Origin of the sequence: Paeniglutamicibacter sulfureus (genome assembly GCF_039535115.1) — a bacterium.
GTDB classification, from domain to species: Bacteria; Actinomycetota; Actinomycetes; order Actinomycetales; family Micrococcaceae; genus Paeniglutamicibacter; species Paeniglutamicibacter sulfureus.
The window spans coordinates 3528168-3547089 of sequence record NZ_BAAAWO010000001.1 but is presented as its reverse complement, the minus strand read 5'-3'; the positions used below and the strand labels follow the sequence as shown (position 1 = coordinate 3547089).

The window sequence follows — 18922 nt, the reverse complement described above, 5'->3', positions numbered from 1 at the left end:
ACTAGCAGGATTGGTGGTTTTAGCGATGCCCGAAGGGGATACAGTTTTTCGCACGGCCCGTCGATTGGAGGCCGCTCTGGGGGGCAGGGCCTTGAGCGTGAGCGATTTTCGCGTACCCGCCCATGCAACCTTGTCGTTGGTGGATTGGATGGTGGAGTCGGTCGTTTCACGCGGCAAGCATCTGCTCATCCGCACCCGCCCGCCCGTGAAGGTATCCGCCCCTCCGCTGAGCATCCACTCGCACCTGCTCATGGAGGGTCACTGGGACGTCTATGCCACCGGGGAACGCTGGCGGTCCCCGGCGTTCAAGGCACGCGCGGTGCTGGGCAACAAGGCCTTCACCGCGGTGGGCTTCGAGCTCGGGTTCCTGCACGTGTTGCGGACCACCGACGAGGTTGAAGTCATTGGCCACCTGGGCCCGGACCCGCTGGGGCATTCCTGGGATCCGGACGAAGCACTGCGCAGACTGCTCATCGACCCGGAGCGACCCATTGGATTGGCGTTGCTCGACCAGCGTCTGATTTCCGGACTGGGCAATGTGTATCGTTCCGAGCTGCTCTTTATCACCCGGGTGCACCCACGCACCCCGGCGGGCGAGGTGGAGGACCTGGGCCATATGGTCGACATTGCCCACCGCCTGCTGCATGCCAACAAGGACCGCGCCCGGCGCGTGACCACGGGCTCCGACGGGATGAACCCGTACTGGGTCTATGGCCGTGCCGGCCAGGCGTGCCTTCGCTGTGGTGGCACCTTGCAAAAGGAATCGCTGGCCGAATCCACGCGCAGCGCCGAACGAGATGTGTTCTTCTGTGCCTCCTGCCAGGGCTCCTACGTGCCCAGCGGCGGCCGTACGCGCTGACAGAGCCCCCCTGTCGCACCGGGGCAGGCCGTGCACACGTGGAAGACTGGTGTGCATGGCCATGACTTCTCCCCTTCCCGTGCGCAACGGTGTCAATGCAACCCGTCTGCGCGTGCCTTCCGGGGGCCAGTGGGCAACGGTGTGCGAATACATGCTGCATCGATTCGGGCACGTCGACGCCCAAGGCATCGCACGTCGCTTCCAACAGGGCGAGGTCGTGGGCCTTGACGGGGAGTCCCTGGATGAGCACACGCCGCTGGGCGCGCACGAATTTATCTGGTACTACCGAAACCTGCCGGCCGAGGAACCCATACCCTTCACCGAGACGATCCTGCACCACGACGAAAACCTGCTGGTCATCGACAAGCCGCACTTCCTGCCCACCACCCCCGGCGGTCGCTTCATCCAGCAGTCAGCCCTCGTGCGGCTGCGCAACCGCGTGGGCAACCCGGAGCTGATCCCCATGCACCGGCTGGATCGGGCGACGGCAGGAATCCTGCTCTTCTCCACCAACCCGGAGACCCGCGGCGCCTACCAGACGCTCTTCGAACGCCGCGAGATCTCCAAGACCTACGAGGCGGTTTCGGCGCTTGAGCCGGTCGCGGGGCGCCCGGCCGGCGAGGTCCTGGGCACAGGCGGGCTCGGTGGAAGCGCCGAGGAACGCAGCGGCAACGCGGTCGACGGAACGGCCGGACCGGGAAACGACCTGCTCACGGCCGCCGCACTGCGCGACCGCCTCGACGCGCTGGCGCACGAACCGCTGGTGTATCGCAACCGCATGAGCAAGATCAAGGGGCAGTTGCGCTCGTTGGTAGAGAAGGGGGAACCGAACGCAGAGTCCCTCATTGAGCTGATGGGCACCGGGACCTCGAACGGGCATTTTGCCGGGCTCCGGGTCGCCAAATTCAGGCTGAGCCCGCACTCGGGCAAGACCCACCAGCTGCGCGTGCACCTGGCGGCCCTGGGACTCGGAATCCTCAACGACCCGTTCTACCCGACGCTGCTGGACCTGGCCGCGGATGACTACAAGCGCCCGCTGCAGCTGCTGGCCCGCAGCATTTCGTTCATTGACCCTCTCTCCGGGACACAGGTGCGTTACACCTCGGAACTGGAACTCTCCGAATCTCCCACCTGAGCAGGACCGGAAGGGATGGTCGCCGAGGCTCTGCCAACGGCCATGGCGTAGCTCACCTTTGCCGGTCGAGCGGCCGGGCGTGGGAAGTGGACATCACCTGCGGGTTGTTGGGTACGCTGGAAGCCATCCGATGAGCAGATGCGCCAAATGCATCGCGGCGATGAAGGAGCTGAACATGAACAATTCCGATACCAAGACCTCCGCCGCGTCAAGCAAATCGCAGAACCCGGGCTCGACTTCCGACAAGGGACATCCGGCCAAGACCGGACCGACGGAGTCCGAACAAGCCAAGACCCCCGAAGCCGGCGAAGCAGATCCGGCCAAGACCGAGCCGACGAAGCCGACGAAGCCGCCCAAGGCTGCAGGTCCGTCAAACCCGGGCCAAACGCCGAAGCCAGGTGCCAAAAGCAACATCGCACCCACGCCGCCCGGCCCCACCGATCTGGTCCGTGAGGCCGGGGAGACCGCCCCGGTTAAACCCGCAGAAGCCAAGGAACAACTCTCGAAACGCATTTCCAGGCCCGTGCCGCATCGCTCCGTCCCCGAACCCGACACCGTGGATGAAGTCCTCAAGAAGCCCACGGACCAGGTACTCGGCGAGTCTCCGTTGCGCCACCTGACAGACGGGCAATCGTCGAAGGACAAGAACGCAACCGCTGTTCCCGCCAAGACGATCGCCGGCGGCTTCAGCGGACTGAACAATTGGCTGGATTCCGTGCCCGCGCCAAATCTTGAACGCCTGGGCGACAAGATCTACGCAGCCCCTGCCACTTTCAAGAGGCGGTGGCACCGGTTGCGCGTCGAACGGGCCAAGGCCGCAGAGACCAAGGAACAAGAACGGTTGGTGGAGGTCGCCCGGGCCGAGGCAAAGACGGAAGCCGCCAAGCGTGACGCCGCGCGCCTTGCCCACCAGGCCAAGCTCGATGCCGCCGCCCGGCAGGCCGACGAGGCACGGCTGGCCGCCCAGACACAGTCCGAGGACCGCGCCAGGGGTGCCGAAGCGGCGAGGTTCCATGCCTCGGACCCCCTCCAGCCCGATGATGCGCAAGCCGTCAAGTCCCCGGTGCACGACGAGCCGGAATTGCATGCCGGAAACCTGGTTCCAGGTCCTGCCACAGACTGGTATCCAGCGGAGCACGCCGCTCCCGGTGAAGACATTGTGGTTTCCGACTCCGGGACCTCGGTGGCAGCCACTCCGGCCCCGCCCATGGATCCGGAGCATCTTGCGGCCCTGGTTGCCAGCGCCAAGGCCGCAATAGACCAGCAACAGGCCACGGCCGAACCGGTCTACGAGGCACCTTACGTCCTGCCGGAGACCGGCCCCAACCCCGTCGAGGAACCATCGGACATGCGCCGTCGAATCCTTGGCAGCGCTGCCACCGTGGCGGCGGCGGCTGTGTCCCTGGCCAGCCTGGAGACGTTGTCCTCCGGCACCGTCGAATCCCTGGGTTCCAATTACTCCTTGTTGTCGCTGGCTCCCAGTGCGCACCTGATCTGGCCAGTCGTCCTTCTCTGGGCGGTGGCGGGTGCAGCCTACTCGTGGGCGCCCTCGCAGCGCTCCGCGATGCGCCAACGCGCCGTCGGCCATTGGTTTGCGCTTGCCTGCGTGGGCAATGTGCTGTGGATGCTCAGCGCCGTGAACGACTGGCTTTTCCCCGCCTTCGGTTTTGCCGCGGCAAGCTGTTGGTTCCTGTACACCTCAGTGCGCGAGCTGAACCTGAACACCGCCCGTACCACGCGCGAACGGATGTTCACCGATGCACCCGTCAGCCTGATGACCGGTTTCAGCATGGTCGTGTTGGCGTCCGCCTTCATGAACATGCTGCAGTCCTGGGGTGCCGGCGGAGCGGGCATCTGGATCGCAACCCTGTTGGTGCCTGCCCTGGGCTACGGTGCCACAAGCCTGTCCATGACCGAGCGCGGTCGCATCATCATGGCCATCGGATTTGGCTGGGGCATGTTCTGGCTGCTCGTGCCACGGGTATTGGGAACCAACAACTCCATCTGGATCGCCATCCTCGCGGGAATGGCCGGTTTCGTGGTGCTGTTGGCAACCGAGAACCGGCGCTACCAGATCCACCATGCCGAGCACCGCGCCGCCCGCGGCAAGCCGACTGACTTTTCCTAGGACGCGAGATCCTGCCGCACGCCTAGCGCCGCAGCGTCATCCAGCGTCCACGGGTGCGGCGCAGCACCACGAGCTTTTCGCTCACCGCCACCCTTTCCACCGCCGCGCGCATGGCAGCGGCCGATGCAACGGCGCGCATATCCGGGTTCCCGTCTTCCTCCACGGTGTAGCGCACGGTGATCCGCGGTACCCCGGCGACCACGTCGAGCTGGTTCGCATCCACATGGTGGCCGTCGGCCAGCGATGCCACGGCGGTGCCCATGACGGCTTCGGGCGCGTGCCCGGGACGAAGCCCCGTGATGTTCAGCTGGGCGCGATAGGAAGGCATGGAAACAAGCCTAATGCTTGTGGATTCGGCATGGCCACATCGCGATCCCCCCTCAGGCGACGGAGCGACCGGGCGCTGAAGTGGCACACTGGGTTCCATGAGTGCACCCACGAATTTCACACTGTGGCGCCGCATGCGCGACGAAGGCCTGGCGGTCCCGTTCGGGTGGCTTTCACTGAGCAGCTACCAGTGGCTGCCCGAGGATCCCTGCCTATTGGACCTGGTTCCGGGAAGCTGGAGCGCCGATGCCACCGGGGCGACCGCGGACTTCGAGGTGTCGGACTCCGTGACCACCCCGGATGGCGACCCGGTTCACGGTACGTTGGCCAAGTCCCTGCACGAGGGCGAGTCCATGCATTTCATCCGCCACGGTGACACCCTGGTGGAACTGGGCGTGCGCGGGGGCAGGTACATGATCCGCACCCGCGAGCGCCACCATCCCCGGCTGAAGGCCTTCACCGGCGTCCCGGTCTTCGACCACGACCCGACCTTCATCGTCCCCGGGCGCTACACCGCATTCCACGCCCCGAAGGTGGTGCCGATCGACAGTTTCCGTTCCGACACCAGGCTCAGGGCAGAACTGGTCGGCGAGGTCGGATTCGAGCTGGCCGGGCACCGCGCGTCCCTGGCTGCTTCCCGGAACGCCGATGGTTCGCTGACCTTGGCGTTCCGGGACCAGACGAACGGGGTGCAGACGGCTTCCTGGCGCTTTGTCACGGTCAAGGACCCCGGCACGAACGGGGAAGTCGCCATTGATTTCAACCGCACCTTGAACTACCCCATGGCATTCTCACCCCATGCGGTGTGCCCGGCACCGGTGCCGGGGAACCGGCTCGAGGTTCCGGTGCGCGCCGGGGAGCTCATGCCCCGCTGAGGGTTTTGCTCCGCGGTCCGGCTACTTCGGTCCCATGCGGATGGCCCCGTCAAGGCGGATGGTTTCGCCGTTGAGCATCTGGTTGGCCACGATGTGCTCCACCAGGGCCGCGTATTCGGCGGGCTTGCCCAGACGTGCCGGGTGCGGCACCTGGGCACCGAGCGATGCCTGCGCTTCGTCGGAGAGCGAGGACATCATCGGGGTCTCGAAGATGCCCGGGGCAATGGTCATGACCCGGATGTAGTGACGGGCCAGTTCGCGGGCCAGCGGCAGCGTCATCGCGGCGACGGCGCCCTTGGAGGCGGAGTAGGCGGGCTGGCCGATCTGCCCGTCGAAGGCGGCGACAGAGGCGGTGTTGACGATGACCCCGCGCTCGGGGGTTCCGGTGGCCGGGTCGATGACCGGGTCGGTTGCAGCCATGGCCTCTGCCGCCAGCCGGACCACGTTGAAGGTGCCGGTGAGGTTGATGGCGATGACCTTTTCGAAGGTGGACAGCGGCAGCACGCCCTCGCGCCCCAGCACCTTGCCGGGGGTGGCAACCCCGGCGCAGTTGACCACGATGCGCAGGTTTCCCATGTCCGCGGCTGCGGCAATGGCGGCTTTGACCTGCGCTTCGTCGGTGACGTCGGCGGCCACAAACCTCGCCCGCGGCCCCAGTGCCGCCGCTGCCTCCTCGCCCTTCGCGGAGGGCAGGTCAACCAGCACCACCTGGGCACCGGCGTCGTAGAGCACCCGTGCGGTGGCGGCCCCGAGGCCGGAGGCTCCCCCGGTGACCAAGGCGATTGAGTCGGTGATGAGCATGGTGCGGTTCCCTTCGTCTGCGCTGCTGTGGACCCGTCCCCTGCTACCGGCCAGCGCTCGGCGCCGACCTAGCTGGGTTAGTGGCCATTAACTCACTTCAGACTAGACCGGGAAGCGCCGGGATAGAAGAGCGCCCCCGGCTCGTCGAGTCGATTGCGGCACGTAGACTGCAGCCATGGGCCGCTTTATCTTGATTTCGACGAGGGAACACGACCTTGCCGCATCCGACGAGGTGCGCGGCGTCTTGGATGCCAGCGGGCTCGATGCCGATGCGCTGCGCGTCATCCGCTTGGAGCGCGAACCACTGGGCTCCCTTGACGGGCTGGGATTAGAGGACTGTCCGGGCATCATCCTGGGCGGCAGCCCCTTCAATGCCTCGGACCATCCGTCAACGAAATCAGCGACGCAGCTGCGCTGCGAGGCGGACCTTTCCCGACTGCTCGATGTGCTGGTGGCCGAGGACTTCCCGTTCCTGGGCGCCTGCTACGGCGTTGGCACCCTCGGCACCCACCAGGGAGGGAGAGTCGATACGCACTTTGGCGAACCGGTGGGCACCTCGCGCATCAGGCTCACCGACCAGGGACGCCGCGATCCGCTGCTGGCCGGGCTGCCGGAGGAATTCGATGCCTTCGTGGGGCACAAGGAGGCCGTCTCCGAGCTGCCGGAATCGGCGGTGTTGCTGGCCGATTCGGCTGCCTGTCCCGTGCAGATGTTCAGGGTCAAGAGCAATCTCTATGCCACCCAGTTCCATCCCGAGCTTGACCCCGCCGGGCTGGCCCAGCGCATCATGATCTACCGCGATGCGGGCTATTTCCCCCCGCAGGATGCCCAGCGGCTGCACGACGAGGCGATGGCCGCACTCGTGGAGTGGCCGGCACTGATCCTGCGCAACTTCGTGCGTCGCTATGGGGCCGAAAGCTAGAAGATCCCTTGCCCGGCATCGAGCCGGGCCACGTAGTCGGCGATCTTCCTCCGGCGGGTCTCATCCCCCTTGACGGTGTGCAACCGGTAGTAGATGGCGAATCGCTCGCTGGCGCCGAGGGCTGCCAGCGTTTCCTGCGCCCGCGGAAATCCGGAAACCGCCTCGAGGAAATCGGCGGGAAGCTGCGCCGATGCCTGCCCCGCATAGGCTTCGTCCCACCTCCCGTCGGCTTTGGCCGCCTGGACCGCGGCGGCCCCCGCCGGCTGGATCAGGCCGACGGCCTCCAGCCGCTGGACGTGTTCCACGTTCCTGGCGGACCACTTGCTGCGCGCGGTGCGCGGGGTGAATCTGTTGGTGAAGCTGTGCTCGTCGCGCGCGTTGCGCTGGCCGTCGATCCAGCCGAAGCACAGGGCCTCGTCCAGCGCCTGCGCGTAGGTCAGGCTTGTGGTGGTTCCGCCTTTCTTGTGCAGCACCAGGTTCACGCCCGGATGGCTGGCGTGGTGCTCCTGCAGCCAGGCGCGCCACGCGGGGGCATCGGGCACCAACAGTTCTTCCAGGGGGATCGCCATGGACCCATCATTCCACCGGCCACCGGGGGCGACCAGCGGTGGCCTTGTGGCAACGGCGGCTATATTGCTAGCATCCGTTGCATGGCAGCGAACAGGGACGAACACAGCGACAAGATCCAATTCAATGTCTACCTCCCGGCGCCGCTGGTGCGCCGCGTGAAGCACGCCGCCGTCGATGACGGCAGCAGCCTTTCCGCCTTCGTGGAAAAGGCCCTCGCCGAGTACCTGGAGCGGCGCTGATGTTGCGCGTGCGGCCCGTGGTGAACACCGGGCACGCCGCTGCCTGGGCCGAGCTGTTGCTGGCCATTGGGCTTGCCGAATTGCCGCACGGAACTTCCGGGGAACGGTGCTTTGCCGCGGGTTCCGGACGCGTTCTCCTCCGTACCGCGCCCTCCTTCGCCATCGAGCTGGGTTTCGAGGTGCGAGACCTGGACAAGTTTGCGCAATGGACCCGCAGCGACGGCACCGAGGTGCTTCTGCGCACCACGGACGCCGGACCCATCGGGCACATCACCGCCGATGACCGGCTGGAATTCACGGCCACCCCGGTGAACGCCGGTGTCACCGCCGGATCGGGACTCCAGTCCACGCCGGGTTCGCTCGGCGTGCTGGCTGTATGGAACACTCCCGACGTGCCGGGCTCCGCGCAGACGCTGCGAAACATCGGCGCGATCCAGTCCCCCGGTGGGCCAGGAGCATTGGATGCGCACTTCAGGGCCAAACATGGCGGGTACGTGGACCTGCGTCCCGCCGCAGCCACCCGGGTCGACCTGGAACTCGGCATCGACGGCGACGCCGGGCACCTGGCCGCGCGGTTGGAGGCCGCCGGACTGCGACCGCGCTTCGCCACGGGGACCCACGACCGGACACTGCTGGTGGCGCACCCGGATGGCGGGGACCTGCGGGTCGCCGAACACCACCACCATGCCCAAAGCCCGGCACCGCGGGAATAGCCCGGACGGCGCACCTGTTGCCACCGGGCATGAGCAAACTCTTTACTCCGGTCGACCTTGCCGCGCCCGAGGGCCCGGGCCTGACGCTTCGGAACCGCACCGTGCTGGCACCCATGTGCCAATACTCGGTCGACAACCGCGACGGCGTGCCGCACGCCTGGCACCTTGCCCATCTGGGCGCCCGCGCCGCCGGGGGCTTCGGCCTGGTGTTCACCGAGGCCGCCGCGGTCACCGCCCAGGGACGCATCAGCGACAGGGATGCCGGCATCTGGAACGATGACCAGTCCCGGGCGTGGGCCCCCATTGTCGACTTCATCCATTCCCAGGGCGCGGCAGCCGGCATCCAGCTGGCCCACGCCGGTGCCAAGGCCTCGACGCATGCCTGGCTGCCCCAGCCCGCTGCCGCCGGACAGGTCGGCAGCCTCGGCGAGGAGGACGGCGGGTGGGAAACCGCCGCTCCTTCGGAAACCGATGTCTTCGGGCTCGACTCCCCGCTCGCCATGAGCGGCGAGCAGATTGCCGCATCGATCCGGGACTGGGCCGAGGCGGCGCGCCGGGCCGACGAAGCGGGGTTCGATGTCGTCCAGATCCATGCGGCGCACGGCTACCTGATCCACCAGTTCCTTTCGCCGCTGGCCAACGCCCGCACGGATGAATACGGCGGAAGCTTCGGGAACCGCACCCGGTACGCGCGCGAGGTGATCTCCGCGGTGCGTGCCGCCTGGCCGGCGCACAAGCCGCTGGCCATCCGCTTCTCCGGGGATGACTGGGTCGATGGAGGGTGGCGGATCCAGGACACCGCGCGTTTCGCCGCCGAGGCCTTTGAGCTGGGTGTCACGGCCTTCGACCTGTCCAGCGCGGGGATCGGCAAGTACCACGGGCCCAGCGGCCCGGGCTTCCAGGTGCCGCTGGCCACCGCCGTGAAGCAGGCGGTCCCGGCGGCCTTCGTGACGGCCGTGGGCATGATCAACGACCCCTCGCAGGCCGAACAGGTGCTGGTCACCGGTGCCGCCGACGGGGTGTCGATCGGCCGTGCTGCCCTGAAGAACCCGAACTGGCCGGCGGTGGCCGCCGCCGAGCTGGGTGCACCCCGCGAACAGGTGCCCTTCGCCGCCCAGTACTGGCGCGCCCACTGGTAGTCACACCGGTGCGGGGCATTCGGCCGGCCGCGCGGGCACGCGCGTCACCGGCAGGACCGCCAATGGCCGCCCACGCAGACGGTGCAGGCCATCCGGGAGGGGGATTCCCGGGTGGCCCGCACCTAGATGAGGGGGGTCCTTCAGCGTCGCGGCGCGGTTGCTAGCCGCGCAGGTCCTTGCCCACGGACTCGGGCATCTTGTAGATGGTGAGCGCGCTGATGAGCAGCAGGACGATGGAGTAGATCGCGAAGACCGTTCCGCCGGTGGGGATACCGAACCAGGCGTTGAACCCGGCTTGCAGGAAGGCAGCGGTGCCGCCGAAGGCCGCCACGGCGATGGCGTAGGGGATGGCCACGCCGATGGTGCGGATCGCGGTGGGGAACAGCTCGGCGTAGACGGCCGGAACGATCGAGGCGGAGGCGGCGATGAAGATGAGCATCACCGACATGGCGATGAACAGCTGCCATGCCTCACCGCGCACCAGGGATGACATCGGGAACTGCAGCACCGCGGCACCCAGTGCCGAAATGAGCAGAACCGGACGGCGGCCGATGCGGTCCGAAAGCTTCCCCCAGAACGGCAGGGCCGTCATGAACACCAGGTTGGCGGCGACGCCGGTCCACAGCGCGGTTGCCGGATCCATCTTCAGGTTGGCGATCGCGTAGGCAGGGGTCGAAACGGACCAGATGTAGTAGACGACGGTCAACCCAACGGTCAGGCCAATGACCCGCACCGCCTGGCGCCAGTTGGCCATGATCTGTGAGAAGACCGAGGGTCCCTTGGTGGCGGCCGCGGCCTTGGCCGACTTCTGCTCCTCGAACTGCTCGGTCTCCTTCAGGCGCGAGCGCATGACCAGGGTGTACAGACCCATCAGCGCACCGACGGCGAAGGGGATGCGCCAGCCGAAGGCACCCATCTGTTCCTTGGTCAGCACGACGGTGAGGATGGCCCCGAGCAGCGTTCCGGCAACGATGCCGGCGGTCCCGGAGAAGTACATGAGCGTGGAGTAGAACCCGCGCTTCGGGGCAGGGGCCACCTCCGCGAGGTAGGTCTGCGCGCTGGGCATCTCGCCGCCGTGCGCCAGGCCCTGCAACAGCCGGGCCACCAGCAAGATCAGCGAGGCGCCGGCCCCGATGCTGGCGTAGGTCGGGGTGATCGCGATGATCAGCGAACCGAGCGAGGCCAGGCCCACGGCCATGGTCATGGCGGACTTGCGGCCGACCTTGTCGCCGATCAGGCCGAAGAATGCGCCGCCGAAGGGGCGGGCGACGAAGCCGACTGCGAAGATCGCCATGGTGGCCAGGAACGCGGAGGTCGGGTCGGCCTTGGAGAAGAGCTGGCCGGAGATGAAGGAGGCGAACGTGGCGTAGATGGCCCAGTCGAACCATTCCACGGCGTTGCCGGCGCCAATGCCCAGCAGGGTCTTGAAGGTGGACTGCCCGGGTGCCCCGTGCGCGGCAGGCTCGGTGCGTTGGATGGTGCCGGCCGGGGCCAGCTGTTCCTTGATGCTCATGGCGGGTTGGATCCTGCTTCTGTGCGGGGAGAGGGAAATGGGAATTGGCGTTAGGCCAGGGAAGCGAGCTTGGCGTTGCCGGCTGCGTGTCGTGGTCGCTTTCGCGAGCCCGGCGACCCACCGGGTGGTGAGCCGTGTCACTATCGATCGTGGGGCCAGGGCAGGACAATGAACTAGAATTCACGAATAATTGCACAGGGGGCCATCCAAGCCGCGAATTCGTGCAGCAATGACGAGGAGGGATCTCATGGAACTGCCGGTGGAAGACCTGCAACTAGTGAATGCGCTGCAAATCGCGCCGCGGGCCAGCTGGGCCGAATTGGCGGCCGCGCTGGGACGCCACCCGGCAACGCTTTCCGCCCGTTGGAACCGATTGCGCGAGGATCGCATGGCCTGGGTCCTCGGACATCTGGGCGGACACCCCGAGCAGCACTGCACCGCCTTCATCGATGTCGTGGCCGATCCGGAGCTCATCGACGAGGCGCGCGTCGACCTCTGCGCGATCTCCGAGGTGCTCACCGTCGACGACGCGACCAGCAGTGCCGACTTCCGCCTCACCTGCCTGGCCGCCGACTGGCTCACCATGGCCCGGGAGATCCTGCCGCGCATCCGCGGCGCCCGTGGCGTCCAACGCACCAAGGTCTCGCTGTGCACCAAGCTCTACGCCACCGGCAACGTGTGGCGACTGGACGTGCTCTCCCCCGCACAGCAGGCCCAGCTCCAACGCCTCAACCAGCCACCCCTGGCGCAGCCGACGATCATCCCCGACACGTTCTGGCCGATGCTCAGGGTGCTGATGCGCGATGGCCGTTCCACGGCCGCGGAAATCGCCCAGGCCACCGGCCAGCATCCCTCAACCACCGGCCGGGCGCTGCGCACGGCGCTGGAGACCGGCATGGTGACCCTGCGCTGCGATCTGGCGAGCCATTACACGGGGTACCCGCTGACGGTGCAATGGTTCGCGAAGGTTCCCGCAGGCACTGCGGACACCGTCGCAGCCTTCCTGATGGAGCATCGGACGCTGCGCCTTTGCGCCTCAACCACGGGTGCGGCGAACATGACGTTCATGATGCAGTTGCGCACCCCGGCCGACATCGCCGACATTGAGGCCAGGCTCGCCGCCAGGGTCCCCGGTGTCGACATCATCGAGGCCTGCGTGGGCGTGCATTCATTCAAGCGCATGGGCTGGATGCTGGATCCGGAGGGGCGTCCCACCGGTGAGGTCGTCACCTGATCCGGGCCGGGAGGGGTCGCCTTAAGCGACGATTCCCCGGCCACTGTCCGAAACGGACAATGGCCGGGGAATCGCTTCACGTCAACGAGGTGCCAGGTCCTAGTGCGCGTGCTCCGCTGCCGTGGCCGGGGCTGGTTCCCTGGCCTTGGTCAGGAAGAGCGCGATGACCACCATGCCCACGGCGCAGACCGAAGCCACCAGGAAACCGGCGGAGAACCCGTCGATCTGGGCCTGGATGGGATCGGCGCCGGCCGCGGCACCCGCGCCTATACGCGAGGCCAGGACGCCGACCAGCAATGCGGTGCCGGCCGCGCCGCCCAACTGCTGCAGGGTGGAAAGCACCGCGGAGCCGTGGGAATGCAGCGAATGCGGCAGCGGGTTCAATGCCGTGGTGAACGCCGGGGTGAAGATCAGCGACAGCGCCAGCGACATGGTCAGGTGCAGCGCGATAATCACGCCGAGGGCGGTCTCGGCGCCCAGCAGACGCGAATAGCCGAAGAGCACCAGCACCAGGATCACGGTTCCCGGGATCATCAGCGGGCGCGGGCCAACCCGGTCGAAGAGCCGTCCGACGAACGGGGCCAGCAGACCCATGAGCAGCCCGCCGGGCAACAGCATCAGGCCGGTGGCCAGGGTGTCCAGGCCGCGCACGTTTTGCAGGTACAGCGGCAGCAGGATGATCACGCCGAAGAGCGCCACCATGGCCAGCACCATCAGCGAGAGCGACAAGGTGAAGGGGCGGTAGGTGAAGGTGCGCAGGTCAAGCAGCGCATGGTTCTTCTTCTGCAGGCGCAGCTGCAGCATCGTGAAGGCCACCAGCGAGAGCACTGCAACCACCAAGATGGACAGCGTCTGCCCGTCCAGCCCGTTGGCCGAGAGTCGGCTGAGTCCGAAGACCAGTCCGCCAAAGGCCGGGATGGACAGCAACACCGAGGGGATTGACAGCGGCATGGTGGAGGCCTCGGCGACCTTGTTCAGCCGCGGTGAACCAATGAAGAGTGCCGCCAAGGCGATCGGCGCGACGATCAGGAACATGAAGCGCCACGACAGCGAATGCAGGATGAGACCCGAGATGGTCGGCCCGATGGCCGGGGCCACGGAAATCACGATCGACACATTGCCCATGATGACCCCGCGCCTGTGGGCGGGCACCAGGTCCAGGATCGTGGTCATCAGCAACGGCATCATGATCGCCGTGCCGGAAGCTTGGATGACACGGGCAACCAGGAGCAGGCCGAAGCCCGGGGCAGCGGCGGCCAGCAGCGTGCCCAGGGAGAACAATCCCATCGCCAGCATGAACACCCCGCGGGTGCTGAAACGCTGCAGCAGGAAGCCTGTGGCCGGGATGACCACGGCCATGGTGAGCATGAAGATCGTCGCAAGCCACTGGATGGCTTCCTCGCTGACCTGGAACTCGTGCATGAGCACCGGCAGCGCCACGTTCATGATGGTTTCGTTGAGGATCACCACGAACGCGGAAACGATCAGCACCGTGATGGTGGCCAGATCCTTGGGGTTGAGTTTGGTGCCGGTCTCGGTCACGGTCAGTGGCCTCTTCCATGAAAAGTGGGGGGTGGGCTTTTGCGGAACATTTCATTCTAGCGTCGGGGGCCGACGGTTGATTCCCGAAAGTGAAAAACATCCCCGGAATCACACAACACGGTCCGCGACGTGGCCCGCCGACCCCTTGGATGGGACAAGATGGAGACATGAACGTTCGCACTCCGGATCCCTATCCCGGCTGGCTGTCCGACGAAGACCTCTACGAGGCCCGCGCCCGACTGCCCATGCTCTACATCGAAGCCATCCCGGTGCGCCTGGATCCGCTCGGCTATGTCACCGAGATCGGCCTGCTGCTGACGGCCGATCCCGAAGGGCGGATGCTGCGCACCTTCGTTTCGGGCCGTGTGATGTACCGGGAGACCATCCGTGCGGCGCTGACCCGCCACATCGAGAAGGACCTGGGGCCCATGGCCATGCCGCAGTTGCCGCCGTCCCCGGCGCCCTTCACCGTGGCGGAGTATTTCCCGTCCCCCTCGGAAACCGGGTTGACCGACGAACGGCAGCACGCCGTCGCGCTGGCCTACATCGTGCCGGTGCGCGGCGAATGCTCCCCGCGCCAGGACGCGCTTGAATTAACCTGGCTGACGCCCGAGGAGGCGCTGAGCCCGAGCATCCAGGAGGAGTTCGCCGGCGGCCGGGAGAATTTGGTTCGCCAGGCACTCGCCCACGTCGGCTACGTCCGCTAACCTGCTGAACGGCGCCGCCTGCTAACCGATTTCGGGCAGCAGGCGGCGGCGGAACCAGGCCCCGTAAAGTGATCCGAGCAGCACCACCAGCATGCCCACGAGGGCTCCGATGATGGTTTCGAGCATCCGGTCGTAGAGCAACACGTTGTTCAGCCCCGTCCCGAAGGAGACGCCCACCAGGGCCAGCGGGGTGACGAAGATCTGGGCCAGGAAATAGTTGCGCGCTATGAACATCTCGGCAGCGAACTGCAGCAGCCCGATCATGGCCAGCAGCACCCAGACGGGCGGCGCGAAGGCGATGATGGCCGCCATCAACACCAACCCGGTGAGCGTGCCCAGAATACGGTGGACGCCGCGACGCACGCGGTGCCTGGTGGTGTGGCCCACCAGCGGCACGACAGCCGCCACCATGGCCCAGTAGCTGTGACCGGTAGACAGCGCCGGGGCCAGCAGGTTGGCGATGGATCCGGCCAGCCCCGCAGCTAGCAGGTACAGCAGCGCCTCGTTCCAGATCGCCAGGCGAACGGGCCGCGACAGCGGTGCCGGGGCGACGTAGGGGCCCCAGGATGTTCCCTTGGCGAAGAGCGTCCCGGAGAATCCCAGGACTATCGCGAACAGTACCGCGCCCAGCGCGGCGGCCATTGATTCGGCCAGCAGTGGCTGGTGCGGCATCGAGGCGATGGCCGCGAAGGCAAAGATATGGAAGAGCGACCCGCCGGGCCGCAATTGCAGGAATCCGGTGAGGACCGAACAGATCCCGGAAACCACTGTCGTAAGCCCGACGATCATCCAGGCACTTGCCGCAGGGTCCTCGTGGTTTACGAGGTAGTGCGAGGCCAGCGCGGCGGCAAGGATTACCGCCAGGAACAGGCCACCGGCCTTGGACTGGGCCACCAGCCGGTTCGCGTAGCCAGGTACCCGGCCGTAAACACCGGTGAAGGCGCCAAAGATCACGAAGACCATCAGGTCCAAACGGTCGATGGCCAGCAGGGCAAAGAGTGGAACAAAGATCCCCACGGCCGTGCGCAACGCGATCCAGTGGTCGTTGTGTGCAGGCCCCAGGGTCAGCAACCCGCCAAAGTTCTTGCCCATGCGTGTGGTTGGTCGCCGTTCTCTCGGTCCTGCATTCTCGTACACCTTCCTCCAACGCTACGCCGCGAATCCCTTCGAACGCGGCTCTTGTGAGGGAAGGAATAGCATTGGGTGAGCCACCGCACGCCCCGGTTTTTGCCGCCACGCCGGGGGCATGCGGCACACTAGGTAGGTGCCGAACGATTCTTTTGATGCCACTGCCCCCCATCCGCGCCAGGACGAGTTCTCCTTCGACGTCGGAACCCGGCTGACCCGCCCCGACGGGTCGGTGTCCAACGGACGCACGGGCGTGATCACCACCCCGCACGGGCAGATCAAGACACCGGCATTCATTGCCGTTGGCACCAAGGCTACGGTCAAGGCCCTGCTGCCTGAATCCGTGGCCGATCTTGGAGCGCAGGCGGTGCTGGCCAACGCCTACCACCTTTACCTTCAGCCCGGTGCCGACATCCTTGACACCGCGGGCGGGCTTGGCAAGTTCATGAACTGGTCCGGACCCACCTTCACCGATTCGGGCGGATTCCAGGTCATGAGCCTGGGCTCGGGATTCAAGAAGGTGATCGACATGAAATCGGTGGACCAGTCCGGTCCCGACGACGCGGTGGCCCCGGGCAAGGAACGCCTGGCCAACGTGGATGACGACGGCGTCTGGTTCAAGAGCCACATCGACGGCAACAAGCACCGCTTCAGCCCGGAGGTGTCGATGAACGTGCAGCACAAGATCGGCGCCGACATCATGTTCGCCTTCGATGAGCTGACCACGCTGCAGAATTCCCGCGGCTACCAAGTCGAGTCGCTCGAACGCACCCGCCTCTGGGCCGAGCGTTGCGTGGCAGAGCACTTCAACCTCACCGATGCCCGTGTGGGCAAGGACTACCAGGCGCTCTTTGGCGTGATCCAGGGCGCCCAGTACGAGGACCTGCGCCGTCAGGCCTGTCGGGACCTCGGCGCCATGGCCTTTGACGGTTTCGGGATCGGGGGCGCGCTGGAAAAGGAAAACCTCGGCACCATCGTGGGTTGGTGCGCGGAGGAACTTCCGGAGAACAAGCCGCGCCACCTGCTGGGGATCTCCGAGCCCGACGACCTCTTCACGGCCATCGAGAACGGCGCGGACACCTTTGACTGCGTTTCCCCCACCCGGGTGGCCCGCAACTCGGCGTTCTACACTCCCCACGGCCGGTTCAACCTTTCGGGCCAGCGTTACAAGACCGACTTCACTCCCCTGTCCGAGGAATGTGACTGCTACACCTGCCAGCACTACACGCGCGCCTACATCCACCACCTTTTCAAGGCCAAGGAACTTCTCAGCCACACGCTGATTTCCATCCACAACGAGCGCTTCGTGGTGAAGATGGTCGACGACGCCCGCGCGGCCATCGAGGACGGCACCTTCCACGAGCTCAAGGAACGTGTCCACTCCCGCTACTACGCCGGCGCTCCGGACCCGCAGGGCCTAAAAACCGTCTCCGCCTAGGCCGTCAAAGCGAACCTAGCCCGCGGGGCTGCCCTTTTTTGGCCGCAGCCTGCGAACGCCGACAATCAACAGCACGGCCAGCCCCACGGCTACCAGCAGGACCAGCACGGGCAAGACGATGGCCAGCAGGCTCAGGCCCAGCGATGCCCCGTCCTCGGCGGTGCTCACCACCGGGGCGGCAACCCCGGCCGTGCCCAGGTTCAACAGCGGCCTCGACCCCGATTTAAGCAGGTGGAACGCCAGTGCGATCGCCGCGCCTATGAGCAGCGGCACCCACTGGGCCGAGCCAAAGGTGTCGCCGGGGTCGGCTACGGCAACGGTCTCGGATCCGACGCCGGAGGCAAAGACGAGTCCGCCGGAGGCCGGGCGCACCACCGTTTGCAGTGCGTCGTTGACCGAGTCAACCACCGGAATCTTGTCGGCCGCCACCTCGATGACCAGCAGCACCGCCAGTATTCCCAGCGCCCAGCCGTTGGAAAGCCAGCCCCATCCCTCGGGTAGCGCGACCCATGAGGTGAAGCGGTTCAGCAACCCCAGAACCAGCAGGGGAATGTACGCGTTCAGTCCCGCGGCCGAGCTCAGCCCGGCGGCCGTGAGTAGTTCCATGTGCCCAGAATAGGCGCAGCCGGGGCCGCAATCAGCGCAACGTGCCGGTGCCGCCAGTGGCCAACGGCCAAACACCGTCCTCATCCAATACCGGACGTGCCATGCCCCCCCGGGGGCATGGAAAAGGCGATGGCTCCTTCGCCAAGTGAAAGCGAAGAGACCACCGCCTCCGTATTCGTGTTGCGGTTTGCCTACGCGGCGCCGCCCGCCACGGGGGCATGCAGCTCGTAGGTGGGTTCACGGCGCTTGAACCAACGGATCACCAGCGTGGTCACCGGGACAAAGAGGAACTCCACCGCAGTCTTGTAGATGAACCCGACCACCACGTAATTGATGAACGTGGGAATGTCGGTGATTCCGATGACGGTGGCGGCAATCGAGCAGAAGATCAGGGTGTCGGCGAATTCGCCCACCCCGGTGGAGCTCATCAGGCGGCCCACCAGCCCGCGTTCGCCGAAGCGTTCCTTCATCTTCACCAGCACCCAGGAGTTCAGGGTTTGCCCGACCAGGAAGCCGAGCAGCGAGGCCAGGACGATGAGCCAGACCGGGCCCAGCGTGCGTTCGAGGGCTGCCTGCCCGTCGTACCATTCGGCCGCGGGCAGCTGGATCATGATCCAGAAGCACAGGGTGGAGAAGGCCGCCAGCGCAAAGGTGGTGATGATGGCGCGGCGGGCGACCTTGAATCCGTAGACCTCCGAAATGACGTCACCGAGGATGTAGGCCAAGGGGAAGAGGAAGAATCCTCCGTCGGTGACGATGGGGCCGAAGGTGACGCCCTTGGCGGCACCGACGTTGGAAAGGATGACCACGACGGCCATTAGTGCAAGCACTGTCGAAAAGTAGGGGCTTCCCGCGGACGCAAAAATGGCACGCGGGGCCTTCGGACGTTGTGTTGTTGAGGCGGTGTTTTCGCCCATGGTGATTCCCAATCGAAGAAGTGGTTCGCCAAGCCGGTCCCGGCGCAACGACTCCCGCCGCGATCGACGCAGCCAAGGGAATCGGGGTCGTGGGGACCACTCGCTGTATTAGCACTTGAGCTTCAAGTA

General features: G+C 66.3%; 19 protein-coding genes. 11 read left to right on the top strand and 8 right to left on the bottom strand.

Translation table 11 applies throughout. The annotated features are described in order from the left end of the window. The first annotated feature begins 25 nt into the window (after positions 1 to 25). From ABD687_RS16115 to ABD687_RS16105, 3 genes are all read left to right on the top strand, one after another. Positions 26 to 859, top strand: a complete 834-nt coding sequence (locus tag ABD687_RS16115; protein WP_264271155.1) for a DNA-formamidopyrimidine glycosylase family protein — start codon at positions 26 to 28, stop codon at positions 857 to 859. Positions 860 to 920: 61 nt separating this feature from the next. Continuing rightward, positions 921 to 1994, top strand: coding sequence for a pseudouridine synthase (locus ABD687_RS16110; RefSeq protein WP_310293403.1), 1074 nt, complete (start codon positions 921 to 923; stop codon positions 1992 to 1994). 175 nt (positions 1995 to 2169) lie between these two features. Further along, a complete protein-coding gene (locus ABD687_RS16105) occupies positions 2170 to 4122 on the top strand; it encodes a hypothetical protein (protein ID WP_310289670.1) in 1953 nt (650 codons plus the stop codon). A 22-nt stretch (positions 4123 to 4144) separates the two neighbouring features. Here ABD687_RS16105 and ABD687_RS16100 read toward each other — a convergent pair whose 3' ends face one another. Further along, positions 4145 to 4450 (bottom strand): hypothetical protein, encoded by a 306-nt coding sequence (locus tag ABD687_RS16100; protein WP_310289672.1) that lies wholly within the window; start codon positions 4448 to 4450, stop codon positions 4145 to 4147. 97 nt (positions 4451 to 4547) lie between these two features. Between ABD687_RS16100 and ABD687_RS16095 the strand changes: the two genes are divergently transcribed. Then, entirely contained in the window at positions 4548 to 5324 is a 777-nt protein-coding gene (locus ABD687_RS16095; RefSeq protein ID WP_310289674.1) for a DUF1684 domain-containing protein, read from the top strand. A gap of 21 nt (positions 5325 to 5345) precedes the next feature. On the opposite strand, the gene ABD687_RS16090 is transcribed toward ABD687_RS16095, so the two are convergent. Beyond that, positions 5346 to 6125, bottom strand: coding sequence for an SDR family NAD(P)-dependent oxidoreductase (locus ABD687_RS16090; protein ID WP_310289676.1), 780 nt, complete (start codon positions 6123 to 6125; stop codon positions 5346 to 5348). Positions 6126 to 6300: 175 nt separating this feature from the next. On the opposite strand from ABD687_RS16090, the gene ABD687_RS16085 reads away from it, so the two are divergent. Further along, positions 6301 to 7047, top strand: a complete 747-nt coding sequence (locus tag ABD687_RS16085) for a glutamine amidotransferase (protein WP_310289678.1) — start codon at positions 6301 to 6303, stop codon at positions 7045 to 7047. On the opposite strand, the gene ABD687_RS16080 is transcribed toward ABD687_RS16085, so the two are convergent. Further along, positions 7044 to 7616 carry a YdeI/OmpD-associated family protein gene (locus ABD687_RS16080; protein WP_302263053.1) on the bottom strand — a complete coding sequence of 191 codons (573 nt, stop codon included), beginning with the start codon at positions 7614 to 7616 and terminating at the stop codon, positions 7044 to 7046. The two genes, ABD687_RS16085 and ABD687_RS16080, sit on opposite strands and share 4 nt — an antisense overlap. An 81-nt stretch (positions 7617 to 7697) precedes the next feature. Between ABD687_RS16080 and ABD687_RS16075 the strand changes: the two genes are divergently transcribed. Genes ABD687_RS16075 through ABD687_RS16065 form a run of 3 tightly spaced genes read left to right on the top strand, consistent with a single transcriptional unit; the run spans position 7698 to position 9708 of the window. Then, complete coding sequence (locus ABD687_RS16075; protein ID WP_264271147.1) at positions 7698 to 7856, top strand: ribbon-helix-helix domain-containing protein; 159 nt, start codon at positions 7698 to 7700, stop codon at positions 7854 to 7856. Continuing rightward, a complete protein-coding gene (locus tag ABD687_RS16070; protein ID WP_310289680.1) occupies positions 7856 to 8569 on the top strand; it encodes a hypothetical protein in 714 nt (237 codons plus the stop codon). Before ABD687_RS16075 ends, ABD687_RS16070 begins: the two co-directional genes overlap by 1 nt. A 29-nt stretch (positions 8570 to 8598) precedes the next feature. Further along, complete coding sequence (locus tag ABD687_RS16065; RefSeq protein ID WP_310289682.1) at positions 8599 to 9708, top strand: oxidoreductase; 1110 nt, start codon at positions 8599 to 8601, stop codon at positions 9706 to 9708. Positions 9709 to 9868: 160 nt separating this feature from the next. Here ABD687_RS16065 and ABD687_RS16060 read toward each other — a convergent pair whose 3' ends face one another. Further along, positions 9869 to 11221, bottom strand: a complete 1353-nt coding sequence (locus ABD687_RS16060; protein ID WP_264271144.1) for an MFS transporter — start codon at positions 11219 to 11221, stop codon at positions 9869 to 9871. 247 nt (positions 11222 to 11468) lie between these two features. Between ABD687_RS16060 and ABD687_RS16055 the strand changes: the two genes are divergently transcribed. Then, positions 11469 to 12455, top strand: coding sequence for an Lrp/AsnC family transcriptional regulator (locus ABD687_RS16055; protein ID WP_310289684.1), 987 nt, complete (start codon positions 11469 to 11471; stop codon positions 12453 to 12455). 99 nt (positions 12456 to 12554) lie between these two features. Here the strand turns inward: ABD687_RS16055 and ABD687_RS16050 are convergent, their stop codons facing one another. Continuing rightward, positions 12555 to 13997: a DHA2 family efflux MFS transporter permease subunit gene (locus ABD687_RS16050; protein ID WP_302263058.1), complete on the bottom strand. Its 1443-nt coding sequence runs from the start codon at positions 13995 to 13997 to the stop codon at positions 12555 to 12557. A 167-nt stretch (positions 13998 to 14164) separates the two neighbouring features. Here ABD687_RS16050 and ABD687_RS16045 point away from each other — a divergent pair, with 167 nt between their 5' ends. After that, positions 14165 to 14704: an NUDIX hydrolase family protein gene (locus ABD687_RS16045; RefSeq protein ID WP_264269946.1), complete on the top strand. Its 540-nt coding sequence runs from the start codon at positions 14165 to 14167 to the stop codon at positions 14702 to 14704. A gap of 21 nt (positions 14705 to 14725) precedes the next feature. On the opposite strand, the gene ABD687_RS16040 is transcribed toward ABD687_RS16045, so the two are convergent. Then, positions 14726 to 15796, bottom strand: a complete 1071-nt coding sequence (locus ABD687_RS16040) for an FUSC family protein (RefSeq protein WP_264269945.1) — start codon at positions 15794 to 15796, stop codon at positions 14726 to 14728. 172 nt (positions 15797 to 15968) lie between these two features. On the opposite strand from ABD687_RS16040, the gene tgt reads away from it, so the two are divergent. Further along, entirely contained in the window at positions 15969 to 17270 is a 1302-nt protein-coding gene (tgt, locus tag ABD687_RS16035) for a tRNA guanosine(34) transglycosylase Tgt (protein WP_302263060.1), read from the top strand. Between the two features lie 15 nt (positions 17271 to 17285). Here the strand turns inward: tgt and ABD687_RS16030 are convergent, their stop codons facing one another. Both ABD687_RS16030 and ABD687_RS16025 read right to left on the bottom strand, forming a co-directional pair. After that, a complete protein-coding gene (locus ABD687_RS16030) occupies positions 17286 to 17876 on the bottom strand; it encodes a DUF4126 domain-containing protein (protein WP_302263061.1) in 591 nt (196 codons plus the stop codon). Between the two features lie 191 nt (positions 17877 to 18067). Continuing rightward, positions 18068 to 18793 (bottom strand): queuosine precursor transporter, encoded by a 726-nt coding sequence (locus ABD687_RS16025; protein WP_264269942.1) that lies wholly within the window; start codon positions 18791 to 18793, stop codon positions 18068 to 18070. Positions 18794 to 18922: the final 129 nt, after the last annotated feature.